The sequence below is a fragment of the Glaciecola sp. XM2 genome (assembly GCF_018595715.1).
Lineage (GTDB): Bacteria > Pseudomonadota > Gammaproteobacteria > Enterobacterales > Alteromonadaceae > Glaciecola.
This window is the reverse complement of the sequence record NZ_JAHEOJ010000025.1, coordinates 223,329-241,626: the sequence shown is the minus strand read 5'-3', so window position 1 is coordinate 241,626 and position 18,298 is coordinate 223,329. Positions and strand designations below refer to the sequence as shown.

The window sequence follows — 18,298 nt, the reverse complement described above, 5'->3', positions numbered from 1 at the left end:
CTTGTTCTGCCTATTCTCTTTTTATAGGAATTCTCATGACGATTTTTGCCCCCCAACAAAAAATCCCTGCCACTTACATGCGCGGTGGCACAAGTAAAGGCGTGTTCTTTAAGCTAGATGATTTGCCTGCTCCGGCCCAAGTCCCCGGTCAGGCGCGTGATGATGTTTTGCTTCGGGTGATTGGCAGTCCCGATCCCTATGGTAAACATACAGACGGTATGGGCGGTGCAACATCAAGTACAAGCAAAACCGTGATATTGAGCCGTGCAGATAAAGAAGGGCATGACGTTAACTACCTGTTTGGTCAGGTAGCGATTGATAAACCCCACATTGACTGGAGCGGAAACTGCGGCAACCTAACCGCTGCGGTAGGCTCTTTTGCTATTGAAAATGGGCTGGTGGATGCAGCTAAGATCCCTCAAAACGGTATTTGTGAGGTGATGATTTGGCAGCAAAACATTGAAAAAACCATTATTGCCCATGTGCCAATCACTAATGGTAAGGTGCAAGAAACAGGGGACTTTGAGCTTGATGGTGTGACATTCCCAGCCGCTGAGGTAAAGGTAGAGTTTGTTGACCCCGCAGATGGTGAGGGTGCACTTTTTCCTACCGGCAACTTAGTTGATAAGCTCGTCGTACCCGGTATTGGAGAGTTTGATGCAACCTTCATCAATGCAGGCATTCCCACCATTTTTCTTAACGCTAAAGATATCGGCTATACCGGTACTGAACTGCAAGGTGCCATCAATGGCGACTCACAAGCACTTGCTCGATTTGAAACGATGCGCAGCTATGGCGCTTTGCAAATGGGCTTGATTAGCGACTTAGCCGAAGCCGCTCAGCGCCAGCACACGCCTAAAATCGCCTTTGTTGCGCCTCCACAAGATTATGTTAGTTCAAGCGATAAGGCGGTAAATTCATCTGATATCGACGTCCTTGTTCGAGCATTATCGATGGGTAAACTGCACCATGCCATGATGGGCACGGCTGCTGTAGCCATAGGCACTGCTGCCGCGATTCCAGGTACATTGGTGAATTTGGCTGCAGGCGGCGGTGATCGCACGCAAGTAACCTTTGGTCATCCGTCGGGCACCTTAACAGTGGGCGCAAGCGCCACTAGCAGTGACGGTGAGTGGCAGGTTGAAAAGGTGGCAATGAGCCGAAGTGCTAGAGTCTTGATGGAAGGGTTTGTGCGCATTCCAGTTTAGTATCGCCTCTGATACTAAAGGAGCACAAACTCTAGCCTCACGTACAGTTTTCAAAAAGCCCAAGATCACCGATGATTCAGTCACACGCCTTATTTAAAGGCGTGTTTAATACAAAACATAATTTAAAAAATAATGACTGAATTAAATCAAGCTCACCTTGAGCATGTTAGTGGTGGAGCGATTGCGCTTGGCGTCTGGGCGATTTTCATTTCGGGATATGGTTGCAATGCCTTCGATAAGATTGGCAGCGAGATCGGTAACGGTTTATACGATGCGATGCACGGAGGCTAATAATCATGAAAATACTTGAAGAAAACGACAGTCAAATAGTGACTTTTGGTAGATACTTTTTAGTGGTTATGGTGACGCTGGTACGACTCAATCAATTGGGGTTCTAGAGGCCTGCTGGCATGCTACAACAAAGAGACATTGCGCAATCAACATTAGTGACTTTACACCTTTTTATGCTAAAACTCCCGATTCTCTTGACCACATTCATCTAAAGACTATACGCTAGGCGCTTGTAAAAACTTTCATTCTCACGTTGGAATGATTAGTTTGGGTAAAGCATTATTAATATATGGTCGCCAGTGTCTATGGCTAGCGGTCTGGCCCTTAATAAGATGAAGTAGTGGTCCATGTATATGAGTCATAAATTTAAGAAAACTTTTCTGCCCCTTATGGGCTTGTTCTTTACCTCGTTATTGGTAGGTTGTGGTGGAGGCGGTGGCAACAGCAGCCCAGCACCTCAAAGACCATCTACATCACCTCCGCCGCCTAGTCAGCCTACATGGACCGCCGGTGTCTATGCACCTAGTAACCAATTTGTCGCACGCTGCGAAGCGCCTCGCTCAGGAACTGACCCGTTTACCGGAGAAGTGTTTCCAGATAGAGCAGGCTCTGCGTTGACTGAAAAGTTGTGGTTGCGCTCTTGGACCAATGAAACCTACCTCTGGTTTGATGAAGTACCTGATAATAATCCTAATAACTTTTCGATTCCTGACTACTTCGATCAGTTAAAAACCGATGCGGTGACAGCGTCAGGCGAATTAAAAGATAACTTTCACTTTAGCCAATCGACAGCTGAATATAACCAACGGACGCAATCGGGCACTAGCTCAGGGTATGGTATTTCATGGGAGTTTGTCGCCAATACTGCGCCAAGAGAGCTTATTGTGCGTTACACAGAGCCAAACTCTCCTGCCGCCCGTGCTGGGCTTCCTAGAGGCGCAAGCTTAAAACGGATTGATGGCATTGACTTTGTGAATACCAATGATGGCGATGAAATCGACGCTATCAATGCAGCTTTGTTTTCAGGTGACCCAGGGGCAGTGCATACGTTTGAACTTGTGACCGCGTCAAATGAACCACTTAGCGTTGAGTTAACCTCTACAGTGGTTGCGTTAAGCCCTGTACAAAATGTAAATGTTTTTGATACTGCTGCTGGCCGTATTGGATATATGCAATTTAACTCCTTCATATCCCCTGCGCAGCCTGGTTTGATTTCGGCTTTTCAGCGCTTTGTTGATGATACGGTAACCGATGTCATTATTGATCTTCGCTATAACGGCGGTGGCTTGCTCGCATTATCTTCGCAAATTGCATACATGATTGCTGGCCCTAACCAAACCAATAACCGCATATTTGAGCAGTTAGTATATAACAGCAAGACGGCTAATCCACCGGGCACGCCGTTTTATGACCGCGAAATTGACTACGTAAACGGCGTGTTTACCAGCAATGATCTTCCTAGCCCAGAGCTCGCCAGAGTTTTCATATTGTCTAGTGAAAACACCTGCTCAGCCAGTGAGTCACTTATCAATAGCTTGTTAGGTATTGATGTAGAAGTGGTCTTAATTGGTGATACAACCTGTGGCAAGCCGTTTGGGTTTGTACCAGAAGATAATTGTGGCACTACCTACTTTACCATTCAGTTTCAAGGTGTAAATGCCAAGGGGTTTGGCGAGTTTTCTGATGGTTTTTCTCCCGTGGCTAGCCCAGTATTCCAAGACCAAGTATTAGGATGTACGGTTGCCGATGATTTTAGCAACCCACTGGGCTCTGTGGATGAGGCATTACTTAGCACGGCGATTTATTTTGCTGAAAATAATGAGTGCCCGAGCATCGCACCTCAACCTGCATCGCTGAACAAGCGTGATCGCAACGACCCAGATGGTCGCGCCATCCGCACCCCCAATCCTTATCTAGACGCAATTATCAACGAAGATCGATCAATGATGGGTAAGGGAGTGAACTAATGCAAAAACGTGCATTAATGTGGATAACCGTATTATCTTGCGGCCTCTTACTTGGAGGGTGTAATAGTACAGAGCAAGATATGCAAAACGCTCGATTTAGCCAAGCGAGCGCTGAAAATGCAGCAGCAGTGCAACAAGCACTATCCTCTTTTTTCAATGGCCAGAATATCCCTGTCAGTAACGATGTATTCGTTGATAGTTCAGAATTGGTGATAGACCGCCAGCGCGTATCCAATGTTACGGGGCAAGTGATCAATGGGCGGGATATTTCCAGTGGCGTAGACGGCGTTGGCACTGCAGAGCGGTTTTTCTTAAAAACAATCGAAGGTACGTGTAGCATCATGCATGAAAGAACGGGTCAGCTCGTGCTCGTCCCCAATGTTACATGTGAAGCAAATTAAGGCCGCTAGCGACCTTAACCAAACCAATATATAGGTAAAGCGCGGCTAATTACACAGCCGCCTTTTTATTTTTACTCGTCAATTGCGACCACCAGATACCACCCCATACTTGGAATGTAACTGGCGCCTAAGCGCGTTCGCTGCTTGTCACTCACGCTAATCCAACTAGGGGTGTTTGGTGTGAGCAAACTAGATGAAATGCTGCTTGAATAGAGAGTTTGTAAGGTCGCATTGCCGGCGACGCTCTCATTTGCATGTACTTGCACCTTTCCTTGAGCATCCACCAGGTATACTTCGCCCTGTTGGGCAAACGAGGATGTTTCTAGCATCGTCACAACGCCATCAAATGATGTTGCTACACCCGATAAGCCATTCCCATCAGTTTGTTGATAATTGACATAAACATCCACGCGGTGCTTATTTTGGTCGTGATATACGCTGATCAAATTCTCTTGTCCACCGCGCAAATAGGCGAAATACCATGTGTCTATATCAGGTTGCAGTACACGTAAAAAGCCTTCGTGATTCCAATATTTATGGGTGGTTTTGTCGGCAAAAGAGGCACTTGTTAAGCCATATTCTTCGACTAAAAAGCCTAACTTTTCCACTAAAAGAGGCTCTTGTTTAGCGTTAAAGCCCTCATCTACCCAGTTGTGAATGTGGCTATCGTTAGCGATTGTTTTGGCGATTAACTTCATTTGAGCAATGCGAGCATCAATGCTCTGGCTGAGGTTTTCTAGTGCTAATGTATGGTTCGCCTGCTGCAAGTCATCTTCGTTCGCGCTAATGTTAAAGGAAGTAAACATAAACAGCGCACAAATCAATACGACACTTAAAAAATCAATAATCAGTAATACCTGTGGACGCTTTTGATGAGAATGACGCATGATTGCTCCTCTATGCATGAGTGCTCAGTAGCTGGTTTAATTCGTGATACAACGCGTTGACGTCAATATCGGGCATTGCTGCACACGCGCGTTGCTGCGCAGAGCTTGCTCGTTGCAAACTCTTCCCTTTAAGTGGTGTTGCCACGTCTTGTAGCATTTGCATTTCGTCTAACTTACCCGAGCAATGCAAAACAACATCCGCTCCAGCATGAATGGCCGCTGTAGCACGCTGCGCAACAGTGCCACTCAAGGCTTGCATATTGATGTCATCGGTCATGATCAGACCATCAAAGCCAATGTTTTCACGTATGATATCGTTTATCACGGTACTGCTGATACTGGCGGGCAATTGAGCGTCAATTTGCTCATATACGATATGCGCAGACATGGCCATCGAACATTTGTTAAAGGCACGAAATGGCGCAAAATCTATTTGCGATAGTGTATCGATGTCGGCCTCTACCGTAGGTAGCTCAAAATGTGAGTCGCAGCGTCCGCGGCCATGTCCTGGCATATGTTTTATGACGGGCTCTACCGAGGCAGCGTGCAGACCCTCAATGACCTGCTCACCTAAGGCTATGACCTGCTGCACCGTTGCACCATATGCTCGCTCATGAATAATGTCTGCAGCGTCTTTTTGCGGAATATCTAGCATGGGAGCACAATTGACGTTTATCCCCAATGATTTGAGCTCGTGGCCAATCAGTGCATTATTAATATAACAAGCACGCTTTGCTCGCTGTGGCGATTGCATAAACAGCGACGCAAACACTTGTGGGCTCGGGGGAATACGCCAGTGCGTTTTGGGTAAGCGAGATACGCGTCCTCCCTCTTGATCAATCAGCACCACTAGCGATTCTCGCTGTAAGGTATTTTTAATATCGTTTAATAAGGCATGCACTTGCTCGGGGCTTTCAATATTACGTGCAAAAAGAATAATGCCCCATGGGTTAAGTTGCGCAAACAGCTGCTTCTCTTGCTGTGTAAGTCGCAATGTGCTTGGTGAAATAATCAGGTTATTAGGCGTATTCACAAGATGACCATTAGTTCGGTAAACAAATTTTGCCCATGCTCACGGCAGGCGCATGACTACTGTTAGCAAAGGTAACAGAGGCGTCTGAGCAAATGCATTCATTTGCCAGTAAGGCAAACAAAGCGGCTTCTTTAGCATCCACATTAATACCCAAGGCGCTCATGCTTTTGAGCGTGGCGTTCGGCAGGTAAGCGTTTATGTATGCCAATAACTGCGCATTGTGGGCACCACCACCACTCACATATATGGTTAACGCTTGCTGTGCAGGAATCAACTGGTTGATAGCGTTGGCAACGCACTTAGCGCTAAAAGCACATAAGGTTGCTAACATGTCCTCAAGCGCGATGTCGGTCAAGTTGCATTGTGTCAGTTGCTCGTTCAGCCACGTGATGCTGAAGGCCTCTTGACCGGTGCTTTTTGGGCAAGGCAGGGTTAAAAAAGGATGTGTCAGCAATTTAGTGAGTAATGCGTCGTCAATCACCCCTTTAGCGGCAAGCTCACCGTTATGATCATAACGTTTAGGCGCTAAATGTTGTTGTACAAGTGCATCCATGAACGTATTGGCAGGCCCTGTATCGGTGCTGATAATGTCTGAAAAATAGGCCTTTGGCGGAATAACGCTAAGATTTGCTATCCCACCTAAGTTCAGCAGTACCCGATATTCGTTATCGTCCACAAACAGTAAGTAATCTCCGTACTTCACCATTGGCGCACCTTCTCCACCTGCAGCGACATGCTTTTGTCTAAAGTCACTGATCGTAATAATACCGGTGAGCTGGGCGATATGGTCTCCATCGCCAATTTGCAAGGTCGCGTTAGGCATGTTGGGCTGACTATGTGAATGGCGCGGAGCATGAAACACCGTCTGACCATGACTGGCAAGTAAATCGATGTCATCTGCTTGTAGATGCCAGCCTGCGAGCGTTTCGTTGATCATGGCCGCGTGCTTATGTGCAACCCATGTATTCGCTAGGCACACATCTTCAAGCCTTGCATCAGAGTTGGCAAATAAAGGCGTTATCAAGTCTTTATAGTCTTGTTGGTAAGGCTGGGTAGTGAAATGAACCAGCTCTAGCGTGGTTTGTTTACCGTGCCCTTTAACTTTGCAAAGGGCAATGTCTAGGCCATCTAGAGAAGTACCGCTCATAGTGCCTATAATCCATTTCTCGTCTTTGTTTGCGATGTCAAACAAGGCCTTAAGCTGCCGATTCATTCACAGTAATCCAATGGCATGACGTTATTGTTATGATGCAGATGATAACAGCAACCCGCTCTACTTTCATACCTGAGTATGATTTTGATTGTGTCACAAAAAATACCTGTGCTTTAAACTTTATCGATAGTGTTGTTCTGTGGATATTTAAAAGGTTAGAGGTAGCTAATGAAGTCATTTTCCAGTGGTGAAGTTGCGCAAATTTGTGATGTCACTTCCCGTACTGTCATTCGCTGGATTGAGGCTGGTAAACTCAAAGCATTTAAACTCCCAGGGCGCGGAAACAATCGTGTGAGCGAGGCCCAACTTGTTAGCTTTCTCACCCAAAATCGTATGCCTGTGCCAGAAGAATTGATGCACGATGAAGACGAACACTGTGTTGTCGTCAGTAATGATGTGTATTTATGTAAGCACGCGCGCCGCATTTTAAGAGATGCTGATTATCAAACTTCGTGTTTTAGCAGTGGTATTGAAGCGGGTTTTGAAATTGCGTCAAAGCGACCCTCATTGATTATTTTAGATACAGAATCTACGTCGGCACGACCACAAGCGGTATTTTCACAATTAAAGAAAGTCAGTGAATACGAGCCGAATATTATTGTGTTTTGTGAAAAGGGAAGCAACTTGGCGAGTCTGCAAGACTCAATGCAGGTCCTTCATAAGCCTCTTGAGCTTCATGAATTTTCGCAGATCATTGACGAAATGAGCAACAACGTCGTCTAGTGTTTGTGCACAAGTGAACGATACAGGCGATTCGCTTTTTCATAAGATTGCTGTTGTTCCATAATCGCAGCGAGTAGCAATACATCTTCATTCGTTTTTTCAAGCTCAATGGCCTTATTGATAGCGCGTTCGGCTAAACTAAAATCACCACTGTTGTAGGCTAAATGAGCCAGCACAGAATAGAGATTGGCCTGATCAGGCGTTTGCTTAATTTTTTGCTCAATAAAGTGAATCGCTTTGGCCGGTGAGGTGTGATTGAGTTGTTTAAACAGCCCCCAGAACGCTGGGTGTTGTTGTTTTTTGGCAAATTCAATCAAGACTTGCTCGGCTTCACTTGAAAGGCCTTGCTCGAGCAATAGTTGTACATAACAAATTTGGTTAGAAATGTCCCTTTTTGCCGAGCGCGAGAGGTTGGCCCATTTTTCTCGCAAAGCGTTTGCACCTTGCTTTGATGCAATAGCTGCAAACTCCCCGTGAGTAGCCTGCTGCGCCCAACTCAAATACTGTTCACCAATGAGACGTTTGTTATCCGCAATAAGGTCTTTAACCTCAGTCCATTTACCCAGGTTACCCAAAGCTTGCAAGCGCAATTGCACCACTTCTTTTTGTTTTTGTTCTTTGGCAGACAGCTCGTCTAGGGTCGATAAACATTTGTTGGCTTGGCCATGCTCAAGTGCAACCTGAGCCTGTTTGATAAGCGCGCTAACACGAGTATCGGACTCTAACTGTGCATATCCCAGTAAAGTATCTACATCTTTGCCATGATTCAGACGTTCTTCAATGTCTGCAGCTAGCATATAGTTTGTGCCGGCAAACTCACCGCCAAAGCTTTTTTGAACGTAGGTGAGTGCTTGTGTATATTCACCGGTGAAATAGGCATTAAGTGCCTTATGAAATGCCCGTCTTTGTTGGCGTTGTGAAAATGAGCCAAACCAATTACGAGAACCCGAGAGCATGTTTATCACGCGCTTTATTAAGTAGATACTCAACCAAATAACGAAGGTTAAGACTACAGCGATGACAATCGCACTGCTGCTTTTCATTTGATAAACCGTTTCGGGGAATGCGACGATGACCATGCCGGGCAGGTCAATCAGGTAATACCCAAAAAATAAGGCTAAAAAGACAACGGTCAGCAGTATCATGAGCTTAATCATAAAACATCATCCCGGTTGTTAAATTGGCGCTCTAGGCGTCGCTCGATAGCATCTCGTAGAGCCGGCTGCGCCTGTAGTTGCTCTGGGTATTTGCGCTCAAAACTGGTGTTTTGTAATTGCTGTAGAGCGTTGATAAATTGTTCTACTGCGGTTTCATCGAGTTTGTAATGTTCTATCACTAAGGCTAGTGCCTCTTGCAATGAGCCCTGATACAGGGTGAACTGCTCGTCTAATGCCGCGCTTTTTGCTTGGGTAAGCGCATGCTTTAATTGTTGCTCAATTAGCCACTGTTGACGTTCTGCTAAATATGGCTCAAGTGGTTTATTGACCGGTGTGACGGTAATGAAGTCTTTTGCAATTGAGCGCCAAACGTTACGTAAATTATCGCGCCAGTCTGCCACATCATCTGTTAACTCCAGAGACTCTTCAACTTGCGGCTCGGGTAGCTTCAAGTTGTCTAAGGGCAATTGTGATACCTGTGGCAATAGGCCGGTAATGGCTAAAGCGAGCGACGTAGTAGAAACCGGATTGATCTGTTGTAGGGTTTGAATATCGGTGGCAATCAGTGCGCGAATAGGCAGCAAGGAAGGGTCGTCCAAATCTTGTAAGCGAGCATCAGCTTCTTGTAATAGCGTTACGCTGGTGCGTACATCTTGCTCCAAATACAATTTACGCCCCGCCATGGTGACAAGGTAATTTGCTTCAGCAAGTAACCAATCTGAAGGGCGGCGACCAGATAACTCGGCGATTTGCTTTTGTAAGGCTTCGTCTATGGCGCTGTTGTTCACGACCTGAGCAAGCAGGCTTTCAAGTGACTGTGCGTTATTGTTAATGCTGTCTTGTAAATCGTTTTGGGTTTGAGTTTGTGAGCGTTGCAGAGAATTAACTACTGACTCAAGTTGCACGAGGTCATTTTCTCGCTCACTTTGTATTTGCTGGGTTTGCATCCAATACCAATATGCACCTGCGCCTAGGGTAAGCACTAGTAGCAAGTTAATCCCAGTAAAAAACCATAAAATGCCAGTCTTAGCAGGCTTTGCTGGAGTTTGTGCTTGTGTATCTATGATCACGGCGTCTTCCACTTGGTCGCTTTTAGGTTTTTCTGACATCGATTTTGACGTATTTTCGTCTGTCATCCCAGACTCCTGCTTAATAAAATTTTTGTGCACATAACACGATGGCCTCGCTTGATGCGCCCTTTGCTAGCTGAACATCTTGCATCCCTCGTTCAACTAAGTAGTCATATATTCTCTGGCTTGCTGCCATCCAACTGCGCTGCTTTAGCCATTCGTGGTCAAAGGTGCTAAGCACTTCGTTCACAATATCAATACTTGTAACAATAATACACTTAATTAATTGATGCTCAATATCCTTAATAAAATTAGGGTTACTTTGCCCAACACGTTGATACACATTATAAATATCTACATCAAGCCCATTTTCTTTTAACGTCGGTGCAATTATATTTCGACCATGTAGGCCTTTTACGAGAGCTACACGCTGATTTGCCTTACAGATGCTAAGCGCAATGGCTAACATACCCTCAGAATTTTCTGGATGAGCGATGTGTAAATGGTCATCATGGATACCTTCGACAACCCTCAACAACATATCCGCAGAGCTTTTACCTACGCAAATGACCTGGGTTTTTGCAGTTATCAGTGTTGCTGCATGCTGCGTGATCCATTCTTGGGTATAAGTGCTCGTCAACAGCACTATGTCGTAGTGCTGCCTAGGCGCGTGGCAGGGAATTGACACCACTTGTATCATCGGCATAGCAATCGCGGCAAAGCCTTCAAGGGCTAATGCATCAACGGTTTGTTGCGCTTTTGGCTGTGGACGAGTCACCAAAAACATAAGTAGTCGCTTACTCGTGCAATGCGCGCAGAATATCTGCCGCGCCTTGGGCGATAAGTTCTTGTGCCACAGCGATACCAATTGCTTCGGGTTGATCGAAATCACCGCTTTGCTGGCTTCGTAAAATCGTTTTCCCATCGGGTGTGGCAACTAAGCCGCGCAGGGTAAGTTGCTCGCCATCGAGTTCTGCAAAGCTACCGATAGGGACCTGACATCCGCCTTCAAGTCGGGCGTTCATGGCACGCTCAGCGCGCACACGGATAGCAGTTTCTTGGTCGTTTAGTGCTTCAAGCAGTTCAATAAGCATATGGTCGTCGTTACGACACTCAATCCCTACGGCGCCTTGCCCAACTGCAGGAAGTGAAATTTCAGGTGCAATCTGCTCCACTATACGGGCATGCATGTTCAGGCGAATCAATCCGGCAGCGGCCAGTATAATTGCGTCATACTCACCGGCATCTAGCTTGCCTAAACGCGTATTTACGTTGCCCCTAAGGTCTTTTATCACTAAATCAGGGCGCATTGCGCGTATTTGTGACTGTCTGCGTAAGCTAGAAGTGCCGACGACTGCGCCCTGAGGGAGGTCTGACAGAGACGCGTAAGTATTTGATACAAACGCATCATAAGGATTTTCTCGCGGGCAAATGGCATGTAGGCCAAATTCTTCAGGAAAATGCACGGGTACATCTTTCATCGAATGCACTGCAAGGTCAGCCTCGCCTTTTTGCATAGCGATTTCTAACTCTTTGATAAACAGCCCTTTACCGCCAATTTTTGCCAAAGGTGTGTCAAGAATCCTATCCCCTTGCGTTGACATAGGCAGTAGTTGCACAGTGATATGCGGGTGATAGTGCTCTAACTTGTCTTTTACGTAGTTTGCTTGCCACATTGCAAGGGCACTTTTACGTGTGGCGATTCTGATCACACGTGAAGAATTTGACATGAGTCGTCCATGCTTAAGAAATTATGACGGGATGATAACGAAAAGCGTCACAGAGGTTAACCCTTATTTAAACCGCTGTGACGATTAATATTTTACGCAAGGTGCGCTTGTATAAATTTTGAAATGTCTTTAATTTCTGGCAAACATACATTGTGCTGCATGATGTACTCTTTCCACTGCACTTGATAGTCGTTTTCAATCAAGGTTTGATACGCACTTCTACCTAAAAATAAGGGCACAACTTCGTCTTGTTGACCATGACAACAAAGTATTGGCGTGTCTTGGTTGGCGCTGCTTTTTTCATCTGCCAATGTATGTGCGGCGCTCATGTAGGTCGACAAAGCAACAATTCCGCCCAGCGGCTTATTAAAGCGTGTGCCTAGGTGCAGGGCTATCACTCCGCCTTGCGAAAAGCCTATCAGCATGATTTTATTGGCCGGTATACCCGCTGCAATCTCCGCTTCAATCAGTTGCGATACCGCTGCGGCGGACTCTTTGACGCCATCTACGTCTGCACGACTTTCCATATCCATCGATTTTATGTCATACCATGCGCGCATTTCCATACCATTGTTAATGGTCACAGGGCGAATAGGCGCATGCGGGAAAATAAATTTCACGCCTAACGAGTCGGGAAGCTTGAGCTCTGGGGCGATAGGCGCAAACCCATTTCCTGAATCTCCTAACCCATGTAACCAAATGATTGTCGCTTTGTGTTCTGCCGGTGCTTCTTGGATCACACCTTCTAACTGCGCTTGGCTCATAATATGTGTTTAACCTTTTAATAAATTAAGCTTGATTGGGGTGCCCGGTTGCGAGACACCGCATGATATAAAAACAAGTAAAACCTAGCGTCGGCATGTTTATGGTTACTTGAAAAAGTGGTGTTTTTCATAACATCTCCTCATAAACATGAAGCAATACATTACTCAACAGCGCTTACAATTATGCTACCATACGCTTCGATTTGTAGACTAACAGATAGCGTGAATTTCAGCTTATGGTTCAACCTTTAGGAAATCTTTATATTATTGCCGCTCCCTCAGGTGCCGGTAAGTCTAGCTTAATCTCAGCATTATTGGGGTTAACTGATTCAAAAAGACTTAATCATCCTGCACAGCTATCGGTATCACATACCACGCGTGCTCCTCGTGAAGGTGAACAAGACGGTACGCATTATCATTTTATCGACATTGAAGCCTTTGAGCAGTTGATTAAAGCCGATGCATTTTATGAGCATGCGAAAGTATTTGAAAACTATTATGGCACGTCAAAAGCAGCCATCAGCGATAAGTTGCAGCAAGGTATTGATGTGTTTCTCGATATCGATTGGCAAGGCGCTCGCCAAATCAAAGCAGTCAATCCAGAGGTAGTCAGTATTTTTGTATTGCCTCCTTCAATTGAGGCTTTGCGGGAGCGTTTAGTTGGCAGAGGCAAAGATAGCGACGAAGTGATAAATCTGCGCATGGAGCAAGCGGTATCTGAAATGTCTCACTACGATGAATTTGATTATCTGATTGTGAATGACGATTTCGAACAGGCGCTCACCGATTTGGTCAGCATTGTGAATAGCCATGCCTTGAGCATGACAAAACAGAAAATTTGCCATCAAAGTTTGTTAAACAGCTTAATAAAGTAAGTTAGCTAGCTAAATTGTGATGTTTAATTCATCTTTGCTAGGGTAAATGCGTGCAAATCGGCATATTTGTACTAGGCTATACCATAAATTTACAGTATACTTCGCGACCAATTTTCGAAGAACCCTATTTATTACGGAGCACTCATGGCACGTGTAACAGTTGAAGACGCAGTAGACAAGATCGGCAACCGATTTGATTTAGTGTTAGTTGCGGCGCGTCGTGCGCGTCAAATCGCCACTGAAGGTAAAGATCCATTAGTAGAGATGGGCAATGACAAGCCTACCGTTGTAGCATTACGCGAAATCGAAGAAGGCTTAGTAACCGCTGAAACTGTTGACGCTACTGAACTTCAAGATCAGCGCGAGCAAGAAGCTGCTGAATTTGCATCTGTTGCGAGCATTTTGTCTAACAGCTAGTTTATTAAGCTGACTTTTCGGTCAAATGAGCGACCAAAAGTATCAAAAATAGCCTTAAGCACACATATTTGTACAAACGCCGATGAAAATCGGCGTTTTTGCGTTTGCATGTTGTAAAAATAATCGTATTCTTAGGCACATAGAGTATTTAGTCTAAAGACGTTGTGTATTTATTTGAAGGTTTAAAAACAAAGGTTAGTGCATATTTGCCCGCAGAACAGGTTGACCTGATTCAAGCGGCATATGTGCTTGCCCGCGATGCACACGAAGGACAAACGCGCTCAAGTGGTGACCCGTACATTACACATCCTGTGGCGGTTACCGGCATTTTAGCCGATATGCGCCTTGACCATGAAACACTCATGGCTGCCTTGCTTCACGATGTGATTGAAGATACGGAATATTCTAAAGAAGACTTATCCCTTGCTTTTGGCGATACCGTTGCCGAGTTAGTTGAAGGGGTGAGTAAGTTAGATAAACTCAAATTCGGCAGCAAACAAGAAGCGCAAGCAGAGAACTTTAGAAAAATGCTGATGGCGATGGTACAAGATATCCGTGTCATACTCATTAAGCTTGCAGATCGAACACATAACATGCGTACTTTAGGCTCGTTAAGACCTGAAAAGCGCCGCCGTATTGCTCTTGAAACCCTCGAAATCTATTCGCCTATGGCCCATCGACTGGGTATACACGACATAAAAAACGAGCTTGAAAACCTAGGCTTTCAGGCTATGTACCCAATGCGTCACCGAGCGTTGCGCTCAGCGGTTACCCAAGCCAGAGGTAATCGCAAAGAAGTGATCGAAAAAACACGAGAAGAGCTTGAGTACACGCTGACACAATATGCCATAAAAGGGCGTGTAGTGGGCCGCGAAAAACATCTGTACTCCATCTATCGTAAAATGAAAAACAAAGAATTGTCGTTTACCGAAGTGATGGATATCTACGGTTTTCGCATCATTGTTGATACTGTGGATAATTGCTATCGCGTACTTGGCGCGATTCATGGTCTTTACAAGCCGATTGAAAATCGCTTTAAAGATTACATTGCGATCCCTCGTACTAACGGCTATCAATCACTACACACCTCGCTCAAAGGGCCGCATGGAATACCCGTAGAAGTGCAAATTCGCACTGAAGAGATGGATCATATGGCCGACAAAGGTGTCGCCGCACATTGGCTTTATAAAAAGGCCGATGACAAAAGCACAACGGCGCAGCTGCGAGCCAATCAGTGGATGCAGTCTTTGATGGAGCTACAACAAAGCGCTTCTACGTCGGTAGAATTTATCGAAACGGTAAAATCCGATCTTTTCCCTGACGAGATTTATGTGTTCACGCCCAAGGGCAAAATCATCGAGTTACCCATGGGCGCGACAGCGGTAGACTTTGCCTATGCAGTGCACTCAGACGTTGGGAATACTTGCGTTGGAGCAAGAGTAGAACATCGTAACTATCCTTTGAATAAGCCCTTAGAAAATGGTCATAGCGTGGAGGTGATTACCTCACCGAGAGCCAAACCTAATGCTAACTGGCTTAATTTTGTTGTCAGCGCAAGGGCGCGCTCTAACATCCGTCATTTCTTAAAGCGCCAGCACGCCAACGATGCAACCAATATGGGTAACCGACTCTTGCGCCACGCGCTAGGCACTATAAAGCTAGATGAAATACCTGAGGAAGATATTGCCCGAGTGGTGGCTGAGACAAAATATCAAAGCTTTGAAGAGCTGTTGTCGAATATTGGCATGGGGAACGAAATCAGTGCGATGATTGCGCGCAGATTAGTGGGCGAAAATACCGAGATCCCCGAAAAGAAAAGCAAAGTCGCTATTCGCGGAACAGAAGGCTTAATGGTCCACTTCTCGCGCTGTTGTCATCCCATCCCTGACGATGAAATTGTTGCCATCTTGAGTCCAGGTCGCGGGGTGGTTATCCATCAAACAGGTTGCACCAACATTCGTAAACTCAGCCGTGAGGAGCCTAACCGAGTTCTCCCTATGCTCTGGGATGATGACCCGCAAGGTGACTTTAAAGCGGCCATCCGCATTGAGTTATTAAACCGCCAAGGTACTTTGGCTGCGCTGACTGCTGCTATTGCTAGCTGCAACTCTAGTATTATTCATCTGCAAACCGAAGACCGTGAAGATAATCATTATGTGATTGATGTAGAGCTTACCACGCAAAACAGAGTGCACTTAGCGAATATCATGCGTAAGATACGCGCTTTACCCGAGCTACAAAATATCTCTCGGCACAGTCAGTACAAACCAAAGTGACGTTGAGAATTTAAGGAAAATTATGTCTAAATCAGTGATTCAAACAGCTAATGCCCCAGAGGCCATTGGCACTTATAGTCAAGCTGTTAAAGCTGGCAATACCGTCTATTTATCTGGTCAGATCCCTTTGGTTCCACAAACCATGGAAATGGTGTCTCAAGAGTTTGAGGCGCAAGCGGTGCAGGTGTTTGAAAATTTGTCGGCGGTAGTTGCGGCCGCTGGTGGTAGCATGTCGAATTTAGTGAAAGTGAATATATTTCTTACTGATTTAGGCGAATTCGCTAAAGTAAACGAAGTGATGGCGCGTTATTTTACGCAGCCCTATCCTGCTCGCGCGGCAGTGCAAGTGAGTGCCTTGCCGAAAGGTTCGCAGATTGAGATTGATGCAGTAATGGTATTACCGGAGTAAGCACTTACTCTGGACTTAAATCCTATGCAACAATGCATGACCTCAGAGCGCTACCAAAAAATACAATCAGTATTAGCAAAGCGCCAAACCGACCTTACCTTGCTCCTAGAAGAGGTCCACAAGCCTCATAATGTGAGCGCTGTGATACGCAGTGCGGATGCAGTGGGTGTACACGACATTCACGCGGTATGGGAAGAGCATACATCCTTACGCAAAGGCACATCGTTAGGCAGTCAAATCTGGGTGAAAACCCAACACCACGAAACAGTGCATGACGCGGTGAGTCATTTAAAGCAGCAAGACATGCAAGTGTTGGTCACCCACCTTGATGACAGTGCTGTGGACTTTAGAGAGATTGACTACACAAAACCTACCGCAATTATTTTGGGTCAGGAAAAGACGGGCGCAACGGATGAAGCAGTAGACATTGCCGACCAGAGTATTTTAATCCCCATGGTGGGCATGGTGCAGTCGTTAAATGTTTCGGTAGCTGCAGGCATTATTTTGTATGAAGCGCAAAGACAGCGAGAATTGGCAGGCATGTACAACAACCGCACCATCGATGACGCTGAAGCTCAAGGTGTATTATTTGAGGGCGGTTTCCCCGTGTTGTTTAAAGAATGTGTCAGGCGCAATTTACCCTTCCCGCGTATTGATGAAAACGGCTGTATCGATGCACCAGAGCAATGGTGGCAAGCGTTGCAATATTCAGACAAAAAATAAATTTAGTTATTTGAAAGAACTTTACGGTGCTGCGGGTCTAGTATGTCGAGACATACTACTTACCTCCAGGAATTTATATGAAATACAGCTTTTTAACTATCGTCGCGGTTTTTGTCACCTTACTTTCATTTCAAAGTGTAGCGCTTGATCGCAGCGTGATTGCCGACAAGGCAGAGAACGTCACACCTATTCTAAATGGTGCGAATGTGCCTAATGTGATGGTACAAACCGCGGAAGGTTCGCCAGTTAGCTTACCTGCATTGTTAATGCAAAAACCGGCGGTCATTGTGTTTTATCGTGGTGGTTGGTGCCCATATTGTTCACGTCAGTTGGCTGAGCTTAAAGATATTGAGCAGGAGCTTGTAGCTGAGGGGTATCAAATCTTGGCTATTTCCCCTGAAACGCCTGAAAAATTGCAGTCGCAGAAACTCGAAACAGAATTTGCCGCACAATTGATTTCCGACGCCGACCTTAATGCTATTAAAAGCTTTGGCATCGGTTTTTATGTCGAAAACGAAACCCGGAATCGCTACAAAACCTTTGAAATAGAGCTAGCCTCCGATGAAACTGAGCGCAGCGTCATGCCAGCGCCAGCGATTTTTATTACCGATACGTCAGGCAAGGTGTTGTTTAACTACGTTAATCCAGATTTTCGTACTCGTCCGTCGGCGGCATTGGTATTAAGTGCTGCAAAGTTGGTCAAGCCTGCCGAGTAAAACGCTAAGTTAACGCTCACTTAGGGGGCGTTAAAATATCATCTTAGAAAAGCAAAAAGCGCACTAATACATTGAGATATGTTTTAGCGCGCTTTCTTTTTGAGGTGTTCGCATTTATCTAATGCGCCATAAGCACCACGGGCGTACCTATATAGGTTATGTAGAGATAGGTTACGTCTTTAAATGCTTGGGTCGAGGTAGATACTTGCACTCCCAAAATAGCATTGGCCTCGGCGGGGGCACTTGCGCTGAAGGCATCTACAATATCTTGATACTCGGTGCGCTTGCGCTCATACAAACCTACCACTACCGCTCGCTCTGAAATCTCAACGGTACCGGTAAATTGCACCATGTCAAAGACCTCTACCACGGCCATCGATTCAGGGGGCTGTTGGGTGGTTAAAATAAGCTTACTCATGGTCTCTCCTTTTGTCATGA

Annotated in this window: 19 protein-coding genes; 10 read left to right on the top strand and 9 right to left on the bottom strand. The window is 45.6% G+C overall.

Features of this window, described 5'->3' with window-relative positions; genetic code table 11:
- Positions 1-35 precede the first annotated feature (35 nt).
- From prpF to KJ365_RS13105, 3 genes are all read left to right on the top strand, one after another.
- On the top strand, positions 36-1,208 hold the full coding sequence (gene prpF / locus KJ365_RS13115) for a 2-methylaconitate cis-trans isomerase PrpF (RefSeq protein ID WP_214452117.1): 1,173 nt from the start codon (positions 36-38) through the stop codon (positions 1,206-1,208).
- A 644-nt stretch (positions 1,209-1,852) separates the two neighbouring features.
- On the top strand, positions 1,853-3,466 hold the full coding sequence (locus KJ365_RS13110; protein ID WP_250884217.1) for a S41 family peptidase: 1,614 nt from the start codon (positions 1,853-1,855) through the stop codon (positions 3,464-3,466).
- On the top strand, positions 3,466-3,867 hold the full coding sequence (locus KJ365_RS13105) for a hypothetical protein (protein ID WP_214452116.1): 402 nt from the start codon (positions 3,466-3,468) through the stop codon (positions 3,865-3,867). Before KJ365_RS13110 ends, KJ365_RS13105 begins: the two co-directional genes overlap by 1 nt.
- A 71-nt stretch (positions 3,868-3,938) precedes the next feature.
- On the opposite strand, the gene KJ365_RS13100 is transcribed toward KJ365_RS13105, so the two are convergent.
- The 3 genes from KJ365_RS13100 to KJ365_RS13090 are packed head-to-tail and all read right to left on the bottom strand — an operon-like array spanning position 3,939 to position 7,000.
- Positions 3,939-4,754, bottom strand: a complete 816-nt coding sequence (locus KJ365_RS13100; RefSeq protein ID WP_214452115.1) for a cache domain-containing protein — start codon at positions 4,752-4,754, stop codon at positions 3,939-3,941.
- Positions 4,755-4,764: 10 nt separating this feature from the next.
- Entirely contained in the window at positions 4,765-5,787 is a 1,023-nt protein-coding gene (nagZ, locus tag KJ365_RS13095; protein ID WP_214452114.1) for a beta-N-acetylhexosaminidase, read from the bottom strand.
- Positions 5,788-5,797: 10 nt separating this feature from the next.
- Positions 5,798-7,000: an anhydro-N-acetylmuramic acid kinase gene (locus KJ365_RS13090; protein ID WP_214452113.1), complete on the bottom strand. Its 1,203-nt coding sequence runs from the start codon at positions 6,998-7,000 to the stop codon at positions 5,798-5,800.
- Between the two features lie 168 nt (positions 7,001-7,168).
- Between KJ365_RS13090 and KJ365_RS13085 the strand changes: the two genes are divergently transcribed.
- Entirely contained in the window at positions 7,169-7,723 is a 555-nt protein-coding gene (locus KJ365_RS13085) for a helix-turn-helix domain-containing protein (protein ID WP_214452112.1), read from the top strand.
- Here KJ365_RS13085 and KJ365_RS13080 read toward each other — a convergent pair.
- The 5 genes from KJ365_RS13080 to KJ365_RS13060 form a co-directional block, all read right to left on the bottom strand.
- A complete protein-coding gene (locus KJ365_RS13080; protein WP_214452111.1) occupies positions 7,720-8,880 on the bottom strand; it encodes a heme biosynthesis HemY N-terminal domain-containing protein in 1,161 nt (386 codons plus the stop codon). The genes KJ365_RS13085 and KJ365_RS13080 overlap by 4 nt on opposite strands.
- On the bottom strand, positions 8,877-10,016 hold the full coding sequence (locus KJ365_RS13075) for a uroporphyrinogen-III C-methyltransferase (protein WP_214452110.1): 1,140 nt from the start codon (positions 10,014-10,016) through the stop codon (positions 8,877-8,879). Before KJ365_RS13075 ends, KJ365_RS13080 begins: the two co-directional genes overlap by 4 nt.
- A gap of 13 nt (positions 10,017-10,029) precedes the next feature.
- Complete coding sequence (locus tag KJ365_RS13070) at positions 10,030-10,737, bottom strand: uroporphyrinogen-III synthase (RefSeq protein WP_214452109.1); 708 nt, start codon at positions 10,735-10,737, stop codon at positions 10,030-10,032.
- A gap of 10 nt (positions 10,738-10,747) precedes the next feature.
- Positions 10,748-11,680: a hydroxymethylbilane synthase gene (gene hemC / locus KJ365_RS13065; RefSeq protein WP_214452108.1), complete on the bottom strand. Its 933-nt coding sequence runs from the start codon at positions 11,678-11,680 to the stop codon at positions 10,748-10,750.
- A gap of 92 nt (positions 11,681-11,772) precedes the next feature.
- On the bottom strand, positions 11,773-12,444 hold the full coding sequence (locus KJ365_RS13060; RefSeq protein ID WP_214452107.1) for an alpha/beta hydrolase: 672 nt from the start codon (positions 12,442-12,444) through the stop codon (positions 11,773-11,775).
- 236 nt (positions 12,445-12,680) lie between these two features.
- Here KJ365_RS13060 and gmk point away from each other — a divergent pair, with 236 nt between their 5' ends.
- From gmk to KJ365_RS13030, 6 genes are all read left to right on the top strand, one after another.
- Positions 12,681-13,319 carry a guanylate kinase gene (gene gmk, locus KJ365_RS13055; RefSeq protein WP_214452106.1) on the top strand — a complete coding sequence of 213 codons (639 nt, stop codon included), beginning with the start codon at positions 12,681-12,683 and terminating at the stop codon, positions 13,317-13,319.
- 144 nt (positions 13,320-13,463) lie between these two features.
- Positions 13,464-13,736 (top strand): DNA-directed RNA polymerase subunit omega, encoded by a 273-nt coding sequence (gene rpoZ, locus KJ365_RS13050; RefSeq protein ID WP_214452105.1) that lies wholly within the window; start codon positions 13,464-13,466, stop codon positions 13,734-13,736.
- 164 nt (positions 13,737-13,900) lie between these two features.
- Positions 13,901-16,012 carry a bifunctional GTP diphosphokinase/guanosine-3',5'-bis pyrophosphate 3'-pyrophosphohydrolase gene (gene spoT / locus KJ365_RS13045; RefSeq protein WP_214452104.1) on the top strand — a complete coding sequence of 704 codons (2,112 nt, stop codon included), beginning with the start codon at positions 13,901-13,903 and terminating at the stop codon, positions 16,010-16,012.
- A gap of 22 nt (positions 16,013-16,034) precedes the next feature.
- Positions 16,035-16,421, top strand: coding sequence for a deaminase RidA (gene ridA / locus KJ365_RS13040; protein WP_214452103.1), 387 nt, complete (start codon positions 16,035-16,037; stop codon positions 16,419-16,421).
- Positions 16,422-16,457: 36 nt separating this feature from the next.
- Positions 16,458-17,144 (top strand): tRNA (guanosine(18)-2'-O)-methyltransferase TrmH, encoded by a 687-nt coding sequence (trmH, locus tag KJ365_RS13035; RefSeq protein ID WP_214452102.1) that lies wholly within the window; start codon positions 16,458-16,460, stop codon positions 17,142-17,144.
- Between the two features lie 77 nt (positions 17,145-17,221).
- Entirely contained in the window at positions 17,222-17,860 is a 639-nt protein-coding gene (locus KJ365_RS13030; RefSeq protein WP_214452101.1) for a peroxiredoxin-like family protein, read from the top strand.
- 118 nt (positions 17,861-17,978) lie between these two features.
- Here KJ365_RS13030 and KJ365_RS13025 read toward each other — a convergent pair whose 3' ends face one another.
- Complete coding sequence (locus KJ365_RS13025) at positions 17,979-18,278, bottom strand: hypothetical protein (protein ID WP_214452100.1); 300 nt, start codon at positions 18,276-18,278, stop codon at positions 17,979-17,981.
- Positions 18,279-18,298 lie beyond the last annotated feature (20 nt).

Excerpts from the sequence above, each read along its gene's own strand:
- KJ365_RS13100 (WP_214452115.1), bottom strand. The coding sequence starts at position 4,754 with ATGCGTCATTCTCATCAAAAGCGTCCACAGGTATTACTGATTATTGAT.
- prpF (WP_214452117.1), top strand. The coding sequence starts at position 36 with ATGACGATTTTTGCCCCCCAACAAAAAATCCCTGCCACTTACATGCGC.
- ridA (WP_214452103.1), top strand. The coding sequence starts at position 16,035 with ATGTCTAAATCAGTGATTCAAACAGCTAATGCCCCAGAGGCCATTGGC.
- KJ365_RS13105 (WP_214452116.1), top strand. The coding sequence starts at position 3,466 with ATGCAAAAACGTGCATTAATGTGGATAACCGTATTATCTTGCGGCCTC.
- hemC (WP_214452108.1), bottom strand. The coding sequence starts at position 11,680 with ATGTCAAATTCTTCACGTGTGATCAGAATCGCCACACGTAAAAGTGCC.
- gmk (WP_214452106.1), top strand. The coding sequence starts at position 12,681 with ATGGTTCAACCTTTAGGAAATCTTTATATTATTGCCGCTCCCTCAGGT.
- KJ365_RS13085 (WP_214452112.1), top strand. The coding sequence starts at position 7,169 with ATGAAGTCATTTTCCAGTGGTGAAGTTGCGCAAATTTGTGATGTCACT.
- rpoZ (WP_214452105.1), top strand. The coding sequence starts at position 13,464 with ATGGCACGTGTAACAGTTGAAGACGCAGTAGACAAGATCGGCAACCGA.
- trmH (WP_214452102.1), top strand. The coding sequence starts at position 16,458 with ATGACCTCAGAGCGCTACCAAAAAATACAATCAGTATTAGCAAAGCGC.
- KJ365_RS13080 (WP_214452111.1), bottom strand. The coding sequence starts at position 8,880 with ATGATTAAGCTCATGATACTGCTGACCGTTGTCTTTTTAGCCTTATTT.
- KJ365_RS13030 (WP_214452101.1), top strand. The coding sequence starts at position 17,222 with ATGAAATACAGCTTTTTAACTATCGTCGCGGTTTTTGTCACCTTACTT.
- KJ365_RS13090 (WP_214452113.1), bottom strand. The coding sequence starts at position 7,000 with ATGAATCGGCAGCTTAAGGCCTTGTTTGACATCGCAAACAAAGACGAG.
- KJ365_RS13025 (WP_214452100.1), bottom strand. The coding sequence starts at position 18,278 with ATGAGTAAGCTTATTTTAACCACCCAACAGCCCCCTGAATCGATGGCC.
- KJ365_RS13060 (WP_214452107.1), bottom strand. The coding sequence starts at position 12,444 with ATGAGCCAAGCGCAGTTAGAAGGTGTGATCCAAGAAGCACCGGCAGAA.
- KJ365_RS13110 (WP_250884217.1), top strand. The coding sequence starts at position 1,853 with ATGAGTCATAAATTTAAGAAAACTTTTCTGCCCCTTATGGGCTTGTTC.
- KJ365_RS13070 (WP_214452109.1), bottom strand. The coding sequence starts at position 10,737 with ATGTTTTTGGTGACTCGTCCACAGCCAAAAGCGCAACAAACCGTTGAT.
- KJ365_RS13075 (WP_214452110.1), bottom strand. The coding sequence starts at position 10,016 with ATGACAGACGAAAATACGTCAAAATCGATGTCAGAAAAACCTAAAAGC.